The 16,120-nt window shown below is 67.6% G+C and carries 17 protein-coding genes; 15 read left to right on the top strand and 2 right to left on the bottom strand.

The genetic code is table 11. The features are described from left to right. Window positions 1–20 precede the first annotated feature (20 nt). The 4 genes from F464_RS0117310 (at window position 21) to F464_RS0117295 (ending at window position 4,835) form a co-directional block, all read left to right on the top strand. The gene (locus F464_RS0117310; protein ID WP_018991103.1) at window positions 21–926 is read left to right on the top strand and encodes a YihY/virulence factor BrkB family protein; all 906 of its coding nucleotides are present in this window, start codon (window positions 21–23) and stop codon (window positions 924–926) included. A 64-nt stretch (window positions 927–990) separates the two neighbouring features. Beyond that, window positions 991–2,412 (top strand): AAA family ATPase, encoded by a 1,422-nt coding sequence (locus F464_RS0117305; RefSeq protein ID WP_018991102.1) that lies wholly within the window; start codon window positions 991–993, stop codon window positions 2,410–2,412. Between the two features lie 6 nt (window positions 2,413–2,418). Then, on the top strand, window positions 2,419–3,999 hold the full coding sequence (locus tag F464_RS0117300; protein ID WP_018991101.1) for a VWA domain-containing protein: 1,581 nt from the start codon (window positions 2,419–2,421) through the stop codon (window positions 3,997–3,999). Then, entirely contained in the window at window positions 3,996–4,835 is an 840-nt protein-coding gene (locus tag F464_RS0117295) for a Rossmann-like domain-containing protein (RefSeq protein WP_018991100.1), read from the top strand. Before F464_RS0117300 ends, F464_RS0117295 begins: the two co-directional genes overlap by 4 nt. Here the strand turns inward: F464_RS0117295 and F464_RS0117290 are convergent. After that, window positions 4,832–5,758, bottom strand: a complete 927-nt coding sequence (locus F464_RS0117290) for a LysR family transcriptional regulator (RefSeq protein ID WP_018991099.1) — start codon at window positions 5,756–5,758, stop codon at window positions 4,832–4,834. The two genes, F464_RS0117295 and F464_RS0117290, sit on opposite strands and share 4 nt — an antisense overlap. 169 nt (window positions 5,759–5,927) lie before the next feature. On the opposite strand from F464_RS0117290, the gene F464_RS0117285 reads away from it, so the two are divergent. From F464_RS0117285 to F464_RS0117235, 11 genes are all read left to right on the top strand, one after another. Continuing rightward, window positions 5,928–6,968 (top strand): cupin domain-containing protein, encoded by a 1,041-nt coding sequence (locus F464_RS0117285; protein WP_018991098.1) that lies wholly within the window; start codon window positions 5,928–5,930, stop codon window positions 6,966–6,968. A gap of 33 nt (window positions 6,969–7,001) precedes the next feature. Continuing rightward, complete coding sequence (locus F464_RS0117280) at window positions 7,002–7,712, top strand: fumarylacetoacetate hydrolase family protein (RefSeq protein WP_018991097.1); 711 nt, start codon at window positions 7,002–7,004, stop codon at window positions 7,710–7,712. 60 nt (window positions 7,713–7,772) lie between these two features. Next, window positions 7,773–8,969: a 3-hydroxybenzoate 6-monooxygenase gene (locus F464_RS0117275; protein WP_018991096.1), complete on the top strand. Its 1,197-nt coding sequence runs from the start codon at window positions 7,773–7,775 to the stop codon at window positions 8,967–8,969. A 14-nt stretch (window positions 8,970–8,983) separates the two neighbouring features. Continuing rightward, window positions 8,984–9,634, top strand: a complete 651-nt coding sequence (gene maiA, locus F464_RS0117270; RefSeq protein ID WP_026296098.1) for a maleylacetoacetate isomerase — start codon at window positions 8,984–8,986, stop codon at window positions 9,632–9,634. 41 nt (window positions 9,635–9,675) lie between these two features. Next, window positions 9,676–10,650, top strand: coding sequence for a TRAP transporter substrate-binding protein (locus F464_RS0117265; protein ID WP_018991094.1), 975 nt, complete (start codon window positions 9,676–9,678; stop codon window positions 10,648–10,650). Window positions 10,651–10,749: 99 nt separating this feature from the next. Beyond that, the gene (locus tag F464_RS0117260; RefSeq protein WP_018991093.1) at window positions 10,750–11,250 is read left to right on the top strand and encodes a TRAP transporter small permease; all 501 of its coding nucleotides are present in this window, start codon (window positions 10,750–10,752) and stop codon (window positions 11,248–11,250) included. Next, window positions 11,247–12,524: a TRAP transporter large permease gene (locus tag F464_RS0117255; RefSeq protein WP_018991092.1), complete on the top strand. Its 1,278-nt coding sequence runs from the start codon at window positions 11,247–11,249 to the stop codon at window positions 12,522–12,524. The genes F464_RS0117260 and F464_RS0117255 overlap by 4 nt, the downstream gene beginning before the upstream one ends. Window positions 12,525–12,578: 54 nt before the next feature. After that, window positions 12,579–13,121, top strand: coding sequence for a hemerythrin domain-containing protein (locus F464_RS0117250; protein ID WP_018991091.1), 543 nt, complete (start codon window positions 12,579–12,581; stop codon window positions 13,119–13,121). A gap of 258 nt (window positions 13,122–13,379) precedes the next feature. Beyond that, window positions 13,380–13,871 carry a hypothetical protein gene (locus F464_RS0117245; RefSeq protein ID WP_018991090.1) on the top strand — a complete coding sequence of 164 codons (492 nt, stop codon included), beginning with the start codon at window positions 13,380–13,382 and terminating at the stop codon, window positions 13,869–13,871. Window positions 13,872–13,984: 113 nt separating this feature from the next. Next, window positions 13,985–14,479: a hypothetical protein gene (locus F464_RS0117240; RefSeq protein ID WP_026296097.1), complete on the top strand. Its 495-nt coding sequence runs from the start codon at window positions 13,985–13,987 to the stop codon at window positions 14,477–14,479. A 122-nt stretch (window positions 14,480–14,601) separates the two neighbouring features. Then, complete coding sequence (locus F464_RS0117235) at window positions 14,602–15,675, top strand: MBL fold metallo-hydrolase (RefSeq protein ID WP_018991088.1); 1,074 nt, start codon at window positions 14,602–14,604, stop codon at window positions 15,673–15,675. 33 nt (window positions 15,676–15,708) lie between these two features. Here the strand turns inward: F464_RS0117235 and F464_RS0117230 are convergent, their stop codons facing one another. Beyond that, the gene (locus tag F464_RS0117230; RefSeq protein ID WP_018991087.1) at window positions 15,709–15,984 is read right to left on the bottom strand and encodes a PepSY domain-containing protein; all 276 of its coding nucleotides are present in this window, start codon (window positions 15,982–15,984) and stop codon (window positions 15,709–15,711) included. Between the last annotated feature and the right edge of the window lie 136 nt (window positions 15,985–16,120).

Below are 16,120 nucleotides of genomic sequence, written 5' to 3'. Positions count from 1 at the left end.
ATCGGACGGGAGCCGCGGCGATGAAGAGCTGGGTGCAGTACTGGATGACGGTGTTGAAGAAGACGGTGCGCCTGTGGCTGGATGCCCAGGTCTTCGTGCACGCGGCGGCGCCGGCCTTCTTCACGGTGTTTTCGGTGGCCCCCGTGGTGATCGTGGCCGTGACGATCGTCGGCCTGGTGCTCGGGGAATCCGCGGCTCAGGGTCAAATGGCGCAGCAGCTGGAGGCTGCGATCGGCGCGCAGGCGGCCCAGGCAGTGCAGACGGCGGTTGCGGCGAGCCGCATCAAGCAGAGCGGTATCCTGCCGACGCTGGCGGGCTTCGGCGCGATGCTGTTCGGTGCGGCGACGGTGTTCGGGCAGATGCAGACGGCGCTGAACTCGATCTGGTCGGTTGCGCCGCGGCCGACGCGCAGCAGCATAGTGATCTATGTGAAGAACCGCATGCTATCGATGACGATCGTGCTCGCGATCGGTTTCGTGCTGCTGGTGTCGCTGCTCCTGAGCGTTGCGGTGCGGGCGGTGGTCGAGTTCGCGAGCGATTGGGTGCCGATTCCGCCCCCGCTGTTGATCGGGCTCGACTGGGGGGTGTCGCTGTTCGTCGTGACGCTGCTGTTCGCGACGATATTCCGCGTGCTGCCGGACGTCGTGCTGCGCTGGCGGGACGTGTGGCTCGGCGCGATGGTCACCGCGCTGCTGTTCGCAGTGGGGCGCAGTCTCATCGCGCTCTACTTGTCGACGACGGCGACTGCGTCGACGTATGGGGCGGCCGGTTCCCTGGTGCTCTTGCTGATGTGGGTGAACTACTCGTCGCTGATCCTGTTGCTGGGGGCTGCGTTCACGCGTGCCAACGTGGAAGCTCGCGGGCGGATCATCCTGCCCCGGGTCACGGCCGTGCGCGTGCATCGCGAGCTGTTGCAGGACGATTGAATCGGGCAGGGTAATTTTCGCAGGGATCAATTCCCTTGCCGGCGGGCCGCGCTAAGATCGCCGAATGCCCTCCGACCGTCCACCCGTACCGGATCTCCATGACCGCCTCGTCGGCCTCATCACGACGCTGGAGCGCGGCCTCGTCGAGCGTTCCCATGTCGTGCGCCTCGCGCTGCTCGCGGCGCTCGCCCGCGAACACACGCTGCTGATCGGACCACCGGGCACAGCGAAGAGCGAACTCGCGCGCCGGCTGCATCTCGCCTTTCGTGACGCGCGCTACTTCGAGCGGCTGCTGACACGCTTCTCGGTGCCGGAAGAGCTGTTCGGGCCGCTGTCGATCCAGGCGCTCGAGCAGGATCGCTACGAACGGCATACCGCGGGTTTCCTGCCGGATGCGTCGATCGCGTTCATCGACGAGGTCTTCAAGGCCAATAGTGCCATCCTCAATGCCTTGCTGACGCTGCTCAACGAGCGCGAGTTCGACAACGGCGCGGGGCGGCAGCGCTGTCCGTTGATCAGCGCGATCGGTGCGACGAACGAGGTGCCCGCGGACGAGATCGCCGAGGCTTTTTTCGATCGTTTCCTGCTGCGCGTGACGGTCGCGCCGGTGAGTGCGGAAGGCTTCACTGCGCTGCTGGGTGCCGATCCGTCGCAGACCTGGCAGGCGCCGGGGGATGCGGAGGCGCTGGGCGCTGCCGATCTCGCCGTGCTTGATGCCGCGGCGGGGCAGGTGGCGCTGCCTGCGGACGTGACGGCGATGTTCGCTGAGTTGCGCGCGCATCTCGGCACGGCAGAGGTGTACGTGTCGGACCGCCGTTGGGTGAAGGCGGCGCGCCTGCTGCGTATCGCTGCCGCGAGCGAGGGGCGCAGTGCCGTGTCGCTGTGGGATCTGCTGTTGCTGCCCTGGTGCACGGCGCCGGATGCGCCGCGCCAGGCCGCGCTGGGTGACTGGTTGTGCGCGCGGCTCGGCGTGCGCGAGGCGTTCGCACCGCCGCGCGTCACGCGCATCGTCGAGGCTTTCGAGGCGCAGTTGCAGGCCGAGCGCAACGCCAACGACCTCGACTACGACGAGAGCGGCCGGCTGCGCTTCTCCGCAGGCGATCTTGCCGACGAGATCGGCGACGCCAAGGGCGGAGCGCAGGCGTTGCGCCTGACGCACACGCGGCAGCGCCGCTACGGGCCGGCGCATGTCGGCGCGCGCACGCGACAGGTCGACGAGCTGGTCGCACGCCTCGATGCGTACGCTGCGGAGCTCGACGCGCGGCGTCGGGACCTGACCGAATACCGTACTCGCAGCCTGTGGCTGGATGCCGGGCTCGCGGGACGGGCGGACGAGAGCCTTGCAGGGACGGCGCGGGTGATCGTGGAACTGCGCGAGCGGATTCTTGCGGCACGCGCCGGGTTCGAGGCGCTGCCGCGCCTGCCGGCGGGCGACGGCGGCGAGGTTCCGGCTCCCGTGCGGCACGAACCGCTTTCCGCCGCCTGAGCAGGCATGAACGCGATCGCCAGGCCTGCGCCGCTGCTCTTCGAGGCGAAGGAAAGCCGGCTGGCGGCACTGGATGGACTCGTGCGCGGCTTGTGGCTGGGCGGGCTCACGAATGCGCAGGGCGGCGTGGAAGCGCGGCTCGCGGCCCTTGCGGAGCTGCGCGCGGCGCTCGTCTCCGGCAGGCTGCCGCCGTTCGGGACGTGGCGCTGGCCGCCGCCCGCGATCGCACGCAGGCTGGTCGATGCGATGCTAGGTCTCGACCTCGCGCGCTATTGTCGGGACGAGGGCGAGCTCGCGGACACCGTGCTGATGAGCATCCTCTTCCATGTCGATTTCATCGTCGATTACCGCGACCGCGGTGCGGACGAGGCGAGGGCGATCGGGATGGCCGTGGACGCCTTTGCCGCCGACTGGCAGGACCGCTGCGGCGACATGGACGATCTGGCCGAGGTCTTCGGCATGATCCCCGACGACGCCAAGAGCACGCGCTTCGACCGAATCCGCGGGCTGCTGCGCAGCGAGGGCTGGCAGGAGGTCGTGCGCATCCGGCGGCTGCTCGAGCGCCTGCCCGAACTCGCGGATCTTATCCGGCGCCTTGGGCGCGCAGCGGAGACGGACGAGCCGGACGAGGCCGGGCGCGTCACCGTGCAGGTGATCGAGGAGGCGACCGCCCGGCGCGCGGAACGCAGCACCGTGCGCGTTCCCGACATGCCCGGCGAGACGCGCGGCATCCATCGTGCCGATCGCGTCGCGCGCATGCTGCCGGCCGAGGCGATGCTGCTCGGTCACCCCCGCCTGCGCCTCGTGTGGCATGCCCGGCGCGCCGAGCGGACGCTGTTGTGCTACGAGGACGACGACCGCATGCAGGAGATCCGTCGCCATGAGGAGGCGGTGCAACGTCCGACGCCGCGTCCGCAGCCGGCGAAGCGCCTGGAGATGGGGCCGATGCTGCTGTGCGTCGATACCTCGGGGTCGATGCGCGGTGGCGCCGAGGCGGTCGCGAAGGCGGCGGTGCTCGAGGCGGTGCGCACGGCCCACGCGCAGAAACGCGCGTGCCACGTATTCACCTTCGGCGGTCCCGGCGAGGTGGTCGACATGACGCTGCTGGTGGACGCGGACGGCATCGGGCGGCTCACGCGCTTCCTCGGCCAGGCGTTCCGCGGCGGTACCGACGTGTGCGGCCCGATCGAGGCGGCGCTGGCGAAGCTCGAGGACGCGCGCTGGCGGCAGGCCGACCTCCTGATCGTGTCGGACGGCGAGTTCGGGGCGACGGCCGATGTTGCCGAGCGCCTGCGGACGATGCGCCGCGAGCGCGGGCTGCACGTGCAGGGCGTGCTGGTAGGCGACCGCGAGACGATCGGCTTCCTCGAAGTCGCCGACGACATATTCTGGGTGCGCGACTGGCGCCGCTACGGCGGCGTCGACACGGATTCGCCGCTCGATTCGAACAGCCTCACCGCACGATTCTTCCCCGGGGCGCTGCGTACGCAGGCGAACCGCGACTCCACGACCTCCGGGGCGACGGCTTCCGCCGCAGTGCGCGCGGGCCGGCACCGGGGCGATCCTCAGCCTGAGAATTCCGCATGAACTTTGCCGAAACCTACCTCGCACAACTCGAACGCTTCGCCGCTCGCGGCTCCTTGCCGCGGGTGCGTGCGCTGCACCTGCCGCCGGCCGGGGATGCGCCCTTGCCCGGCGATCGCGGCGAGTTCTGCGCGCTGGAGCTCGATGACGGTTCGCTGGGGCTGTCCTACGTGCTGCTCGACGACACGCTGGCGCGCATGCGTGCAGGGGAGGGCGGCTTTGCGCTCGCGGGGGCCGCCGCGCTCGAACTCGCCCGTGCCTACGTGAATGGCAGCGGCATCCAGCGCACGCTCGGTTTCGCCGCCGCGAACGCCCTGACGCGCAGCTTCTTCGATCGCGCCGGCTACCGCCCGGATACCAGCGCCGATTCGATCGGCGGGCTGGACCCGCAGCCGGGTGAGCGCATCGGCATGATCGGGCTGTTCACGCCCCTTATCGGCCGCATCCTCAAATCCGGCGCTGAACTCACGGTCGTCGAGCTGAAGGCGGAACTCGCGGGCGACCGGGACGGCTACCGCGTGACGCTCGACCCGGCGGAGCTGGCGGGCTGCGGCAAGGTGTTGTCGACCAGCACGCTGCTGCTCAACGACACTCTCGACCACATGCTGGGTTTCTGCCGCGACGCGCGCTGGTTCGCGATGATCGGGCCGAGCGCGGGCTGCCTGCCCGATGCGCTGTTCGCCCGCGGCGTGACGCTGGTGGGCGGGAGCTGGGTGCATGATCGCGAGGGCTTCGTCGATGCGCTGCGCAGCGGGAGCGAGCGCGGGAGCTTCGCGCGCAAGTTCGCGATCGCGGCGGACGCCTATCCGGGCTTCGAGACCTTGCTGGCGAAAATCTAGCGGCTGTCGCTTTCGATTGGCCGCGCACCGGCTTCGGACATCAGGTTCGCGATCAGCCCGCGCAGCCAGCGGTTGCCGGGATCGTGGTGGAAACGCGCGTGCCAGTGCTGCTTGATGGTGTAGTCGGGTAGCGGGAAGGGAACGGGCAGGACGCTGAAGTCGCCGCGTCCGCGCAGCAGTTCGCCCAGCCGGCGGGGCACGGTCATCAGCAGGTCGGTGTGCTCGACGACGAAAGCCGCGCCGAGGAAGTTCGGGATGTCGAGCACGATGCGGCGCTTGATGCCCTGGCGGGCGATCTCCTGCTCGATCACCTGATGGCCCGTGCCCGTGGTGCGGAATACCGCGTGGTCTTCCGCCTCGAATTGTTCCCGCGTCAGGCCGCCGTGGATGCGCGGGTGGTCGGCGCTCGCGAGGCACACGTAATGCTGGCGGAACAGCGCCTGCTGGTAGAAACCGGCCTCCAGGCCGGGAATGAAGCCGACGGCGAGGTCGGCTTCGCCCGCTTCGAGCTTGCGGCCGGTGTCATCGTCCAGCGGAGCGATCTCGATGCGGATGCCCGGCGCGGTCGCGCGCAGTTCGCCCCATAGCCGCGGCAGCAGCACCAGGTGGGTGATGTCGGTCATGCAGATGCGGAAGCTGCGCTCCGATGAGGCAGGGTCGAAGCTGCTGCGATGGCCGAGGGCGGCGTCGAGCGCGTCGAGCGCATTGCGGATCGGCTGCACCAGCTCCTCGGCGAGCGGGGTCGGTTCCATGCCGCTTGAAGTGCGCACGAACAGGGGGTCCGAAAAATGCTCGCGCAGCTTGCCGAGTGCGATGCTGACCGCGGGCTGTCCAAGCTCGAGCAGATCGGCCGCGCGGCTCACGCTGCGGGTCTTGTGCATGGCATCGAAGACTTGCAGCAGGCGAAGGTCGGGAGCGCTCATCGTTCGACTATTATTCGAAATTCGAATTCACATTATTTCATGCATTGCCTAGACGGAATATTTATCCATCGATAAATTGCGCTCCATCACAACGAATCGCTGCCCGCCTTGATCTGGCGCAAAGGTTTTCCACCTAACCGGCAGTGATACCCCGATGGAGGAGTCAGGAATGCAGGAACTTGGTCGTCTCGATGATCTGCCGCTCGCCTACCGCGAGTCGCTTGGTGCACAAAACCTGGTCCCGCTGTGGCCCAGCCTGCGCTCGGTCCTGCCGCCGGGCACGCCCGCCCGCCGCACCCAGCCCGTGATGTGGTCCTATGAGGCGCTGCGCCCGCTGCTGATGCAGGCCGGCGAGCTGACTCCGATCGAGAAGGCGGAGCGCCGCGTGCTGGTGCTCGCCAACCCGGGTCACGGCCTCGAGAAGATGCAGGCGAGCGCGGCGATCTACCTCGGCATGCAGTTGCTGCTGCCGGGCGAGTGGGCGCCGTCGCACAAGCATACCCCGAACGCTGTGCGCATGATCGTCGAAGGCGAGGGCGCCTACACGACCGTCGATGGCGAGAAGTGCCCGATGAGCCGTGGCGACCTGATCCTGACGCCGACCGGCCTGTGGCACGAGCATGGCCACGACGGCAAGGAGCCGGTGGTGTGGCTGGACGTGCTGGATCTGCCGCTGGTGTACTACACGGAAACCTCCTATGCCGTCGAAGGCAAGGAACAGGACGTGACCGCTACCCGTCTCGAACGCAACTACGCCCGCGGCGGCGTCGTGCCCTCGCCGGTGTTCTCGCGTGGTAGCGCCCGCCGCTACCCGATGCTGCGTTACCCGTGGGCCGATGCCCGCGCCGCGCTGCTGAGCCTGGCCGAGTCGCAACCGGATGTCGAGGCCGTGCAGGTCGCCTACGTGAATCCCGAGAACGGCTCCGACTGCCAGAACATCCTCGGCTTCTCCGCGCTGATGCTGCGTCCGGGCGAGACGCTGAATCTGCCCGCGCGCTCGCCGGCGATGGTGTTCCACCTGATCGAAGGCGGTGCCGAAGTGGCGATCGAGGCGAACCGTTTTGCGCTGTCGCCTGCCGACACCTGCTGCGCCCCCGGCTATACGCCCGTGACGCTGAAGAACCGTTCGGCGAGCGAGCCGGCCTTCGTCTTCGTCGCCGACGAGAGCCCGCTGCACAAGAAGTTGGGCGTCTACGAAGTGCGCGCCTGATCCAAGAATTCAAACGACTCACAGAGAACCGACATGTCCCAAACCCAATACCTGTTCCCGCCCTCGCCGGTGTATTCGCTGCCGGTGCGCGGTATCGAGTCCCGCTACCCGGTCAAGCGCATCTTCTGCGTCGGCCGCAACTATCACGCGCATGCCGTCGAAATGGGCCGCCCGGTCGACAAGGCCAATGCGCAGCCCTTCTACTTCACGAAGGCTGCCTCGACGCTGGTGGAGTCGGGGGCGACTGTGCCGTATCCGACCGGCACGTCGAACTACCACTATGAAATGGAGCTCGTGGTCGCGATCGGCGCGCCCGGTTTCCGCGTCGTCGAAGCCGATGCGGAAGGCATGATCTACGGTTACGCTGCCGGCCTCGACATGACGCGCCGCGACCTGCAGCTGGTGGCCCGCGAGCAGGGTCGTCCGTGGGACCTGGGCAAGGACTTCGAGCTGTCGGCGGTGTGCACCGAGATCGTGCCGATCGGCAAGTTCGGCGTGCTGCGCACGGGCGCGATCAACCTGCAGGTGAATGGCGAGACCCGCCAGACCGCCGACCTGTCGCAACTGATCTGGAGCATCCCCGAGCTGATCGCCGACCTGTCGAAGTTCTACCACCTCGAGCCGGGCGACCTGATCTTCACCGGCACGCCGGAAGGCGTGGGCGCGGTGAAGAGCGGTGACCGCATCACCGGCCACGTCGACCAGGTCGGCGACATCGAGCTGACGATCGGCGCAACCGAATAAGACCCGAGGACGGAGCGGGCAGCCGCTCCGGCCCCATTGATCGAGATCGAGGAGACACACATGACCGAGCAACAGCTTCCCGTAATCGTCGCCGGCGGCGGCATTGGCGGCCTCGCAGCCGCGCTCGCGCTGGTGCGCCAGGGCTTCCAGGTGCTGGTGCTGGAGCAGGCAGCCGAGATCGGCGAGATCGGCGCCGGCATCCAGCTGGGCCCCAACGCCTTCCACGCCTTCGACGCCTTGGGTGTCGGCGAAAAGGCGCGCGGCCGTGCGGTGTATACGGACGAGATGGTGATGCACGACGCGCTCGACGAGACCCTCGTCGGCCGCATCCCCACCGGCGAGGCCTTCCGTAAGCGCTTCGGCAACCCGTACGCGGTGATTCACCGCGTGGATGTGCATCTGTCGCTGCTCGAAGGCGCGCAGGAAACCGGTCGCGTCGAATTCCGCACTTCGACCCACGTCCAGCGCGTCGAGCAGGATGCGAACGGTGTCACGGTGTATGACCAGCACGGCAACGCCTTCCGCGGCGTCGCGCTGATCGGCGCGGACGGCGTGAAGTCGGTCGTGCGTGCGCAATACGTCAATGACCCGGCGCGCGTGACCGGCCACGTCGTCTATCGCGCCGTGATCGACAAGAAGGATTTCCCCGAGAACTTGCAGTGGAACGCCGCGAGCATCTGGGTCGGCCCGAACTGCCACCTCGTGCATTACCCGCTGCGCGGCGGCGAGCAGTACAACGTCGTCGTGACCTTCCACAGCCGCGAGAAGGAAGAGTGGGGCGTCACTGAAGGCAGCCGCGAGGAAGTGCAGAGCTACTTCCAGGGCATCTGCCCGAAGGCGCGCCAGCTGATCGACCTGCCCAAGAGCTGGAAGCGCTGGGCGACCGCCGACCGCGAACCGATCGGCCAGTGGTCCTTCGGCCGCGTGACCCTGCTGGGCGACGCCGCGCATCCGACGACGCAGTACATGGCGCAGGGCGCATGCATGGCGCTCGAAGACGCCGTGACGCTGGGCGAGGCGCTGCGTGTCAATGGCAACGACTTCGAGAAGGCCTTCGACCTGTACCAGCGTTCGCGCATCGCCCGCACCGCACGCATCGTGCTGTCCTCGCGCGAGATGGGCCGCATCTACCACGCCAAGGGCGTCGAGCGCCTGGTGCGCAACGACCTGTGGAAGGGCCGCACGCCGGAACGCTTCTACGACGCGATGGAGTGGCTGTACGGCTGGAACGTCGATAACTGCCTCGCCAAGGACTGAGCGGGACGATGTCGATGAAGCTCTACAACTTCTTCCGCAGCGGCACCTCGCACCGCCTGCGCATCGCCCTGAATCTGAAGGGCATCGCGTACGAGTACGTGCCGGTCGACCTGCGCACGGAGCAGCACCTCGGCGCCGCGTTCAAGGCACTCAACCCGCAGGGCTTGGTGCCGGCGCTGGTGTCGGGGTCAACCGAGGGCGACCTGACGCTGACGCAGACGCCGGCCATCATCGAGTGGCTGGAAGAACGCTACCCGAACCCCGCGCTGCTGCCCGCGAACGCCGACGACCGCGCCCGCGTGCGCGCGCTGGCGGCGATCGTCGGTTGCGACATCCACCCGATCAACAACCGCCGCATCCTCGAGTACCTGAAGAAGACGCTCGGCTGCGACGAGGCGGCGGTGCAGGCGTGGTGCGCGACCTGGATCACGGCCGGCTTCGACGCGCTGGAGGCGCTGCTCGCGGCCGACAAGTCGCGCGGCGCCTTCTGCTTCGGCAATGCGCCGACGCTCGCCGACGTGTACCTGGTCCCTCAGGTCGAGAGCGCGCGCCGCTTCAATGTCGACCTGAGCGCGTATCCGAACATCGTCGCGATCGACCGCGCCTGCGGTGAGCTCGACGCCTTCCGGCGCGCGGCGCCGGTGCTCCAGCCCGACGCCAAGTAAGACGCGAATTGAATAAAAGTAGTTACCCCGAGGAGACTTAAATGCAATTCAAGAAAACAATGCGCGCCCTGCTCGCCGGCCTCACGCTCTCCGTGGCGGCCGTGGCTGCCCACGCCCAGGCGCTCAAACTCGGCCACATCACCCCGCCGACTCACGTGTGGCACCAGGTGTCGGAGAAGATCTCGACCGATCTCGCGACGGCCTCCGGCGGCAAGATGAAGATCGCCGTCAGCCCGCTGCAGAAGCTCGGCAACGAGGCGCAGATGATCAACCTGATGCAGTCGGGTGCGCAGCAGTTCGGCATCTTCACCGTCGGCGGGCTCTCCAACCGCGAGGAATCCTTCCTCGGCTGGTCGCTGCCCTACGTGTTCAAGGACGTCGCGCACGCCACGCGCGCCGCGAAGGCGCCGGCCGCCAAGGAAATGCTCAAGCGCCTGGAGCAGCACGGCCTGATCGGCCTCGGCTACACCTTCGCGGGCATGCGCCACGTGCTGTCCGTGCAGCCGGTTGCGTCGGCGAAGGATCTGGCGAACAAGAAGATCCGCTCCTTCCCGAGCCCGGTGTACAACGACTGGTGGAACGCCAACGGCGCCGCGCCCACGGCGATGCCGCTGTCGGAAGTGGCGCCGTCGCTGACGACCAAGCTGCTCGATGCGGTCGACATCGACCTCGACGCACTGGTCGGCCTCAAGTTCCACCAGCAGGCGCCCAACCTGACGCTTACCGGCCACATGGCCTTCCCGGCAGTGATCGTGGTGTCGAAGAAGTGGTGGGACACCCGCAGCCAGGCCGAGCGCGACATGATCGCCAAGGTCGTCGCCGATGCCGAGCAGTGGGGCTACAAGACCGCGATCGATGCCGACGTGAGCAATCTCGCGAAGGCGAAGGCCGACGGCGCGAACGTCGTGAAGGCCGACATCGCGTCCTTCCAGGCCGTGGGCAGCAAGGTGCGCGATCAGTACGTCGCGAAGAACCCGCTGATCGCCGACTTCTACAAGCAGGCGAAGGATCTCTGATCCGCTCCTCCGGGACTCTCATCGACATCACATAGCGACGCGCGGAATCGCCCGGGAGGGCCGTTCCGCTTCGCCGCGCCCCACACGGGAACCCATCCGATGTTTGCTCACATCCAGAAGGCCGACAAAGGCCTCGCCGCGATCGAGCGCGGCCTGGTGATCGCGCTCACGGCCGCGATCGCCTGCATCATGGTCGCACAGGTGTTCATGCGCTATTTCTTCAGTGCCCCGATCTTCTGGGCCGAGGAAATCTCGGTTCAGCTCCTCGTCTTCGCGACCCTTTTCGGCCTGTCGCTGCTGGTGCATCACGGCCAGCTCGTCACCATCGACTTCCTGCCGCAGGCGCTACGCCCGCGCGCGCGTCACGCGCTGCTCGCGGTGCTGGGGCTGGTCATGCTGGGCCTGTTTGCCTTCGTGTGCTGGTTGGGTCTCGACTGGGTCAGCCGTCCCGAGGTACGCGTCGAACTCGGCGCAACCACTCAGCTGCCCCGCTGGTACAACTACTCGGTACTGCCTGCTGCGATGGCGGTGATGGCCTGGCACCAGTTCGCCGCCATCCTGCGCGACGCCCGCGCTGCCCTCACGGGAGCCATCAAATGATCACCCTGATCGTCTTCTTCGGCCTGCTGTTCGCGGGCCTGCCCATCGTCGGCACCATCCTCGTCGCCGCGGTCGTGTTCATGGCGACCAACGACTTGGCGGTGCTGTTCGACTCGATCCCGATCCAGTTGTACGGCGCGCTCGAGATCAACAGCCTGCTCGCGATCCCGCTCTTCCTGCTGGTCGGCGAGATCATGAACAAGGCGGGCCTCACGCAGCGCCTGATCGCCGTCGCCGAAGTGCTCGTCGGGAGCATGAAGGGCGGGCTGGCCTACGCCAACCTGTTCACCAACGCGATGGCGGCGTCCATCCTGGGCTCGGCGGTCGCGCAGATCGGCGTGATGAGCAAGGTGATGATCCCGGCGATGGAGCGCACCGGCTACAACCGCGCGTTCTCGGGTGCCGTGACGGTGTCCGCGGGCCTGCTCGGGCCGATCATCCCGCCGTCGATGCTGATGATCATCTACGGTGTCGTCGCGGTGCAGCCCATTGCGCCGCTGTTCATCGCCGGCATCCTGCCCGGTATCCTGATCGTTTCGGCCCTGGCCGTCGTGATCATGCTCTTCGGCATCTTTGGTCCCGGCCTGCCCGCGGGCGTGCGGGGTGAGCGATCGGCCTCGGTAAAGGTCCTGATCGAAGGGCTGGTTCCGGCCATGATCCCGCTCGTCGTCATCGGCGGCATCATGGCCGGCGTGATGACGCCGACCGAATCGGGTGCGATCGCCGCGGTGATGGCCCTGGTGCTCGGTTTCGTCTATCGCGAGATCGGCGTGCGCGACCTCGGCAAGATCCTCTTCGACGTCGGCACCAACACGGCCACCATCACCGGTCTTATCGCCGCGGCCTCGGTGCTGAGCTGGGTGCTGGCCTTCCAGGGCGTGCCGGACGTGGTCGTCGAGTACATGAAGGGTCTGACCGACTCGCCCTTCGTGTTCCTGCTGCTGGTGATCGGGCTGATGCTGGTCCTCGGCATGTTCCTCGAGAGCATCAGCGTGCTGATCGTCGTCGTGCCGTTGCTGATGCCGGTCGTGACCAACCTCGGCATTGACCCGATCCACTTCGGCGTCGTATGCACGGTCGCGACCGTGATCGGCCTCGTCACGCCGCCGGTCGGCCCCGGCCTCTACATCGCCATGGTGCAGGCCGACATCCGCATGGGCGCGCTCTTCGCCATGACGATTCCGTTCCTCGCCGCAGTGATGCTGGTGCTGGTCGCCATCGCCGCGGTCCCGGAAATCTCCACGTGGCTGCCGGCCATGATGACCGGCAAGTGAGCGGAAACCGCCCGCGAGCCGCCTGACGAAACAACGAACACAGGGGATACCCACATGACGACCCCGTCTGAAGCTGCCAGGAAGGAACCGCTCCACGACTTCTCCGACTGCCATTCCGGCATCCTGAAGAAGCTGGACATGCTGGGCGAGCTGCCTGCACTGCTCGATCCCGCAGCCCGCGCGCGGGAAATCGCCGCGACCGCGCTGGAATTCTTCCGCGAGGCGATTTTCGAGCACCATCTCGACGAGGAGCGCGAACTCTTCCCGGCGGTGCTGCAGAGCGCGGAGAAGGGTGCCGAGCACGACAAGGTGCAGGCTCTCGCGAAACGCCTCACCGACGAGCACCGCGAGCTCGAAACGATCTGGAAGTGTCTCGAGTCCGAGCTCAAGCGCGTGGCGAAGGGGCAGGACAGCCACCTCGACGCCGCCGAGGTCGAGCGCCTGGTCACGCGCTATCGGGCGCACGCCGAGTTCGAGGAGAAGGAGTTCCTGCCCCTGTCGCAGGCGATCCTGGGCCGCAACTCGCACCACATGGCAGCCCTGGGCCTGTCCCTGCACATGCGCCACGCGCCGACGAAGCCGGCCACCTACATCTGAACCGGTTCGCGGCACGGCGGGCGCAACGCGCGCGCCGCCGTGCCGTCCCGCACCACGCGGAGCGGCCTGCCGGTGCCGCGTTTTCCCCCCTTGCCGCGGCCCCGGTCGCCGCGCATTCCCCTCCCGCTTCGAGCCGAAGTGCAGAAATCCGTCGTGCCGCCGCGCGCCCGTCGCCGCCCCGGCCGGATTTCATTCAGATTTTGTTCATCAATAGAGGATTAGCGTAAGGGCCTGCTCACCCGTTCAGGAGATCGTCCCATGCGCACGAATCTGCCCTCATTAGCCGTCGCCGGGGCACTTGCCTTTGCCGCGACGGCTGCGTACGCCGCTGCCGGCGTCGTCCCCGTGAATCTCGCTCCCGTCACGGCCGAGGCCGCCCGCAACAGGCGCCCCGACGAGCGGGTGCGCAGCGGCATCGACGACATGCGCGCAGCGATCGTTGCGAACGCTTCGCTGCGCACGCAGGCGGCGACGGATGCGGCGCGGCTCGCCGAACTGGGCCGCACGCTGGAAGCGCGTGTCGCCACGATGATCGCGTGCTGCACGCAGGACGGCGTCGCGTCGCGCCACCTGCACATGTTGCTCGTCGAAATGGCCGACGGCATCGCGCTGATGCAGGGGGCGGCCCATGCCGATGCGCGCCGCATGGGGCTGCTGAAGGTCGTCCAGGCGCTGAACCTGTACGGGACGATGTTCTCCCACTCGGGTTGGCGCGCACTGGACGAAACGCTGGAAGTTTCGGTGCGGTGATGTCTTCATCGCACCATTTCGCGGATCTCGCCGGGATCGTACCGGCGCCCGCGGTATCCGCGCGGCAGGGCGCCGCGCAATTCAAGCACGCAAGTTCGACGAGGAATCGGGTTATGAAGACTGTATCGGCAAGAGGATTGTTCACCGCCTGCGCGATCGCCGCCGCGACGCTGGCCGGAGTACCGCAGGCGTCCGCCGCGGACGCCCACAACCACGGCGCCCAGACCCCGGCGCTCAAGCTCAATGCGGGCAGCAAGTGGCAGACCGATGCGCCGCTGCGCGAGGGCATGGCGAAGATCCGCGCGAACGTCGAGCCCAAGCTCGACGCGATTCACACCGGGCGGCTTACGACGGCGCAGTACGAGGCGATGGGCAAGGCGGTCGACGAGCAGCTCGCCTACATCGTCGGCAACTGCAAACTCACGCCCGCCGCGGACGCGGTTCTGCACAACGTGATCGCGGAGATGGCGGACGGCGCCGGAGTCGTCGCCGGCAAGCAGGCGGTCGATGACCGCAGCAAGGGCGTCGTGCATATCGTGAATGCCCTCAACAACTACGGCCAGTACTTCGACCATCCTGGCTGGAAGCCCGTCCAGGCAGGCCACTGAGCGACGCTATCGCCCGGCCGTGCCGGGTGGCATGCTGAACCTCCCTACGCCGCGGTAATCGAAGACGATGCCCGCGGCGGTTTCCATGCGACGCCGGACAAGAGCGACAGGGAGGAAACAGCATGCTGATATTCCGGCAACTCTTCGATGCGCCGTCCTCGACCTACACCTACCTGCTGGGTGACGGCCTGAGTGGCGACGCGCTCCTCATCGATCCGGTCTTCGAGCAGGTGCGGCGCGATGCCGCGCTGCTCCACGAACTGCACCTGAACTTGCGCTGGACGCTGGAAACGCACGTGCATGCGGACCACGTGACCGGCGCGTGGCTGCTGCGGCAACGCACCGGCAGCCGCATCGCCTTGTCCTGCCACAGCGGTGCGCAAGGCGCTGACCGGCTGCTCGAGCACGGCGATCGCGTCGCGTTCGGCGGGCGCCATCTCGTGGTGCGTGCGACGCCCGGGCACACGAGCGGCTGCCTCACCTACGTGCTGGACGACCAGTCGATGGCCTTCACCGGTGACTGCCTGCTGATTCGCGGCTGCGGTCGCACCGATTTTCAGCAGGGCGACGCAGGGGCGATGTATCGCTCGGTGCACGAGCAGATCTTCTCGCTGCCCGGCCGCTGCCTGCTGTATCCGGCGCACGATTACCGCGGGCTTACCGTTACCAGCGTGGACGAGGAGCGCAAATGGAACCCCCGAATCGGCGGCGACAGCAGCATGGATGATTTTGCGGGCTACATGAAGCACCTCGGGCTGCCGCACCCGAAGAAGATCGACGTCGCTGTGCCGGCCAACCTGAACTGCGGACGCCCGGAGGAAGGACTCGCCGAGGCGGGCGATCCGGCGTGGGCGCCGCTTACCTTCACCTTCGGCGGCATCTGGGAAATTCAGCCGCATGCGCTGGAGGAGGCTGGGACCACGGTGCAGGTGATCGATGTGCGCCAGCCGGATGAGTTCGACGGGGCGCTCGGCCACATCGGCGGCGCACGGCTCATCCCGCTCGATCAGCTCGCCGTGCGCAGCGGCGAGATCGACACCGCTAGGCCCGTCGTTACCGTGTGCCGCTCGGGTGCACGCTCGGCCCAGGCGGTCGTGATGCTGCAGCGAGCGGGGTTCGGCGAGGTGGCAAACCTCGCCGGCGGCATGTTGCGCTGGCGCGCCGAGGGCTGCCACGTCGAGGGTGGCGCGGCGTGAAGCGCTCGCCCGCGCCACCGCCCCTCGCTGGCTTCAGCTCTTCTTCGTCTCGGTCTTGACGTTGGTGCCGTCGGCCGGATTCAAGTAAATCTCGACGCGATCGCCGATCGTGTTCGTCCCTTTCAGCTCGTAGCAGTCTTCCTTGGTGACCTTGGCCTTCTGGAACTTGAAGCCGGCGTCGACCAGCGTGCGCATCGATTTCGCGGCGGGTTGGGGGTCCTGCGGAGCGGCCGTGCACTTCGGGCCGGCGAATGCGCTGGTTCCGATCAGAAGGGCGGCGGCGGCGAGGGTGAAGTGGCGGATGTTCATGGCGGTCTCCTGTTCTGTTGCATGCCGGGGTGGCATGAGGCACATTCTGCGAAAGTGAAGGTGAACCGGTCCTGAAGCCCGCGGTGCCCGATTGGAGTTGCACGCGTGATTGCGCTGCAAATTGTCCGTTGATGCG

Origin of the sequence: Aromatoleum toluclasticum ATCC 700605 (assembly GCF_000378245.1) — a bacterium.
GTDB classification, from domain to species: domain Bacteria; phylum Pseudomonadota; class Gammaproteobacteria; order Burkholderiales; family Rhodocyclaceae; genus Aromatoleum; species Aromatoleum toluclasticum.
This window is presented reverse-complemented; position numbering and strand designations above follow the sequence as displayed.